Annotated in this window: 3 protein-coding genes; 1 reads left to right on the top strand and 2 read right to left on the bottom strand. The window is 67.7% G+C overall.

Translation table 11 applies throughout. The features are described from left to right. Positions 1–109 precede the first annotated feature (109 nt). Both ACLQ25_RS31565 and ACLQ25_RS31560 read right to left on the bottom strand, forming a co-directional pair. Positions 110–289, bottom strand: a complete 180-nt coding sequence (locus tag ACLQ25_RS31565) for a hypothetical protein (RefSeq protein ID WP_425734381.1) — start codon at positions 287–289, stop codon at positions 110–112. Between the two features lie 246 nt (positions 290–535). Then, positions 536–3,424 carry an AfsR/SARP family transcriptional regulator gene (locus ACLQ25_RS31560; protein ID WP_425734380.1) on the bottom strand — a complete coding sequence of 963 codons (2,889 nt, stop codon included), beginning with the start codon at positions 3,422–3,424 and terminating at the stop codon, positions 536–538. A 313-nt stretch (positions 3,425–3,737) separates the two neighbouring features. On the opposite strand from ACLQ25_RS31560, the gene ACLQ25_RS31555 reads away from it, so the two are divergent. Further along, complete coding sequence (locus tag ACLQ25_RS31555) at positions 3,738–3,935, top strand: hypothetical protein (protein WP_425734379.1); 198 nt, start codon at positions 3,738–3,740, stop codon at positions 3,933–3,935. The last annotated feature ends 100 nt before the right edge of the window (positions 3,936–4,035 follow it).

Genomic DNA, 4,035 nt, shown 5'->3' with positions numbered 1-4,035 from the left:
CACCGCCGCGGCGGTGTGGGACTTGCCGGCTCCTGTGGTTTGGGGGGCGGGGGGGGCCAGGGGGGGGGGGGGTGGCCCGGTCTGCCGACCGGGCCACCCGCCGGTCGGCTCAAGCGCAGACCCACCTGCTGGGGCAGTTGTCGTAGTCGGCCAGGCACTGCACCCGGCAGCCGGAGGTCACGACGCGGCAGGGCCCGGCCCAGCCGGAGAAGACGCAGGCGGCGTCGGCCTGCATGCGGGGGGCGAGGCGGCTCAGCAACGCGTCGCCGATCCGGGTGATGGTTTTCATGACTCTCCTCGGAGCCGGCGGTCCGTGACGGACCGGAGATGGAAGCTTCACCATCGACGTCCGGCATTGCACGAACCTTGCGCGAAACTTGCGCGCCCACCCGCCGGCGGCCTCCGGCCTCGGCAGCATGATCGACTCCGGTACGAGCCGGTGTGGTATGCGCGCCCGGTGGCGTGTCGTCCGTGTCCGGACCTGGTCGCCGCCGTGCGGAGAAGGGCGGCAGCAGGTCCGCTCTCTCGGTCTGAGTCAGGTATCGGCCCGGCGGTTCAATTTGGCACGCAGGGTTTCGGCGGAGGGGTGGTGGAGGTCGTCAAGGATGCTGAGGGCTTCCTGCCAGGCGCGACGGGCTGCAGATGAGTCGCCGATGGTGTGGTGGGTGTCGCCGAGGCGGGTCAGCGTCTGTGCCTCGAGGAGTCGGTTGCCGAGGTCGTGGAACAGGGTGCGGGCGTTCTGGTAACAGGTGATGGCCTCGGCGTGGTGGCCCAGTTGGTGGTGGGCGTAGCCGATGGTGTCCCAGGTATTGGCCTGGCTGGGGCGGTTGTGGAGATCCTGGTTCAAGATAAGGGCCTGGCGGGCGGCGGTGAGAGCCTGTTCGTTGTCGCCGAGCAGAGCGTGGCACCAGCCGATCCCGTTGAGAGCCCTGGCTTTCCCGACCTGGTCCCCGCTGGCCTGGAAGAGATCAAGGGCGAGGCAGCAGTGGTCGAGGGCTCGGCGGGGGTCACCCCGCCGTTCCCACATTCGCCCCAGGCTGAGGTGGGTGTTTCCCTGACCGGCGCGGTCTCCGGTCTCGACGCCCACGCTGAGTGCGTGTTGCAACTGGACATGGGCGTCGTCGAAACGGTGCAGGGCTGTGTAGGCGTCGGCGAGAAGGCGGTGGGTGCTCAGTCGTGCATCAGGGTCGCCGAGTCGGTGTGCGGCGGTGACAGCGGTGCGTCCGGCGGTAACCAGGTCGTGCCAGTGGCCTCGGCGGAGGAAAAAGGTGTTCAGGGTCCAGGAGAGCTGCCAGGCATGTGCGTCGAAGCCGGTCGCGGCGGCGTGTTCGACGGTGGCGAGCAGTACGAGGCGTTCGGTGCTGAACCAGCGCATCGCCTGACGGCCGTCGGCGAGGGGACGCGGGATGACCTGCGGGTCCGCCGGGGTGAGGTTGATCGGATGCCGGGTCGGATACAACAGCCGCTCACCGGTGTGTGCGGTGTGCAGGTAGTAGTCCAGGACCCGGGTGGCGGCGGCGTGGCGGTCCTGGTCGGTGTCGAGGGCGTGGGTGAGTTCGGTGGCGTAGGCGCGTAGCAGGTCGTGGAAGGTGTACCGACCAGGTGCGTGTTCGGTGAGTAGGCTGGCCCGGATCAGTTCGGCCAACAGCCGCTGTGCCTGTGACAGGTTGTGGCCGGCGAGGTTGGCGGCCGCAGTGGTGTCGATGTCGGGGCCGGGGTGGAGGCCGAGAAGTCGGAAAAGCCGGGCTGCGGGCGGACTGAGGGCAGTGTAGGACCAAGAGAAAACCGCCCGGATCTGGCCGGTGGGATCTCCAGCGTCGAGGGTGTCGAGGCGTTGCTCGATGCCGTGCAGTTCGGACGCCATCACGGCGAGCGGGAAGCGGGTCTGCTGGGCGCGGGCGGCGGCGATTGCCAACGCCAGGGGGAGCCGGGCGCAAGCGGTAACGATGTGGCCGGTGGCGGTGGGGTCGGCGTTGACCCGTTCGGTGCCGAGGCGGCGGACGAGCACCTCGCGGGCTTCGTCGTCGGGTAGTACGTCGAGCATCAGTGGGTGGGCGCCGTGAGTGGCGATCAGTCCGGTCAGTGGGTTACGGCTGGTCACGACGGCCAGGCAGGTGCCGGTGGCGGGCAGCAGCGGGCGAATCTGTTCGGTGTCGCAGGCGTTGTCGAGCAGGATCAACAGGTACTTGTCGGCGGTCAGGCTGCGATATAGCCCGATCTGGGCGTCGAGGCCGCGTGGGATGCGTTCGAAGGGTACGCCGAGGGCGTCAAGGAATCCCCGAATCGCCTCAGCCGGGTCCATCGCCTGCCCGGTCGGGTCGAACCCGCGCAGGTTGACGTACAACTGCCCGTCGGGAAACCGATACGCGACGGTGTGCGCCCAGTGCACCGCCAAGGCGGTTTTGCCGACTCCCGCGGTACCAGACACAGTGGAGACCACTACCGCCGTCGGCCCACCCCCCACACCATCATTCGCAGCCTCCGCGCGCCTGTCGTGACCGTCCACGGGCACGGACCCGACTCGAGCGGCAGCTGGCTGGGACAGGAGCCTGTCCAAGTGGCTGAGGTGCTCATGGCGGCCGGCGAACCCGGTGACGTCAGCGGGTAGCTGACGGGGCACCATGGCAGGCGCCTCGGCGCCCCGGGCGATCTGCGAAGCAGGGAGTGCCAGTGCCGGGTCGGCGGTGAGAATCTGCTGATGGAGCTGTTGCAGGGCAGGGCCGGGTTCGCTGCCCAACTCCTGCGCTAGCCGCTCGCGAACGTGCCGATAGTGGGACAGCGCGTCCGCGGCCCGCCCACTGCGGTAGAACGCCAGCATGAGCTGGCCGGCCAGCCGCTCGTCCAGCGGGTGCGACTCCACCCGGGTGGGCAACTCGGCCAACAGCCCCGCGTGTCGGCCGAGCCGTAGGTGGAGATCGCTCAGCTCAGTTTCGGCCGCGAGGCGTTCCCGGTGCAGGGCCGCCCGCAGGGTGTTGAACCACGGCGTGTCCAAGCCGGCGAAGCTCTCGCCCCGCCACAGCCCGAGCGCCTGCTCGAACAAGGCTGCGGCATTGTCGTCGTCCTCGACCGTGCGGGCCTGCGCTACCAGACTGCGGAAGCGGCAAAGGTCCACAGCGGAGGCATCGACAACCAGGACGTAGCCGTTGGTACGCCGTTGCACACGGGCGTCGGCTGCGGCAGGAGCCAGAGCCCGCCGTAAACGGGAGACATAACTGTAAAGTGTCCCTTGTGCCCGTCGTGGAGGACGCTCTCCCCACACGCGATCGATCAGTTGGCCGACCGACACCACCCGATTTACATCGGCCAGTAGAGCCGCCAACACACTTCGCCGCCGGGCAGGGCCTAAATCGAGTGGCTCAGCACCAACTGTTGCCTCGACACCACCCAGAACGCGAAACTCCGCCGCCGCGCCGCCGACCCCCATGGTCCGATCCTAGGGCTAAAATCGACGGGTTTGAACAGACCGTGGCATCCACTACCGCGCCGCCAGGAGAATCAGCAATCTCGGTGCTTGAGGGCTTCATCGGCAACGCCTGGGTGACCTCAGGCGTGGGTAGTGCCGACAGCATCGACATCCGGTGCCGCAGCGAGCAGACAGCCGCCGCGACGACCCCAGGGAGCTGGCGGACGCGGTCGATGCGGCACTGGCCGACCTCCGTGTGCGGACTGTGGGAGCATCGGCCGGCATATGATCAAGAGGTATGTGCAGTGCGATGTCTGCTCGACGAGGTGCCGTGGTGAATCGTGTGACTGCTGACCGGCTGACGCTTGTCAATGTGCTGGATCACTGGTTCTACCTGCAAGAGCCAACCTTTATCGACGCCGGACAAACCTATTGGATCGATGGAGAGACTAACGAGTTGTGCGTGGACCGGGGTGGTGATCGTGTGACGCGGCATGGTCGCGCCCGACACGCGGCATGGATGAGCCGCTAGTGTTCCGTCTCGTAAATAGCTATCCGTAGTAGTAGACTCTGGATGTGACACGTGCTGCCGCACCACTGGTGCTCGAAACCGGTCAGCGGGAACTGCTGGA

The sequence above is a fragment of the Micromonospora sp. DT44 genome (assembly GCF_049841635.1).
GTDB lineage: Bacteria > Actinomycetota > Actinomycetes > Mycobacteriales > Micromonosporaceae > Micromonospora.
This window is presented reverse-complemented; position numbering and strand designations above follow the sequence as displayed.

What these genes read in the sequence shown, in the direction of transcription:
- ACLQ25_RS31560 (WP_425734380.1), bottom strand. Translation starts at nt 3,424, where the DNA reads ATGGGGGTCGGCGGCGCGGCGGCGGAGTTTCGCGTTCTGGGTGGTGTC.
- ACLQ25_RS31565 (WP_425734381.1), bottom strand. Translation starts at nt 289, where the DNA reads ATGAAAACCATCACCCGGATCGGCGACGCGTTGCTGAGCCGCCTCGCC.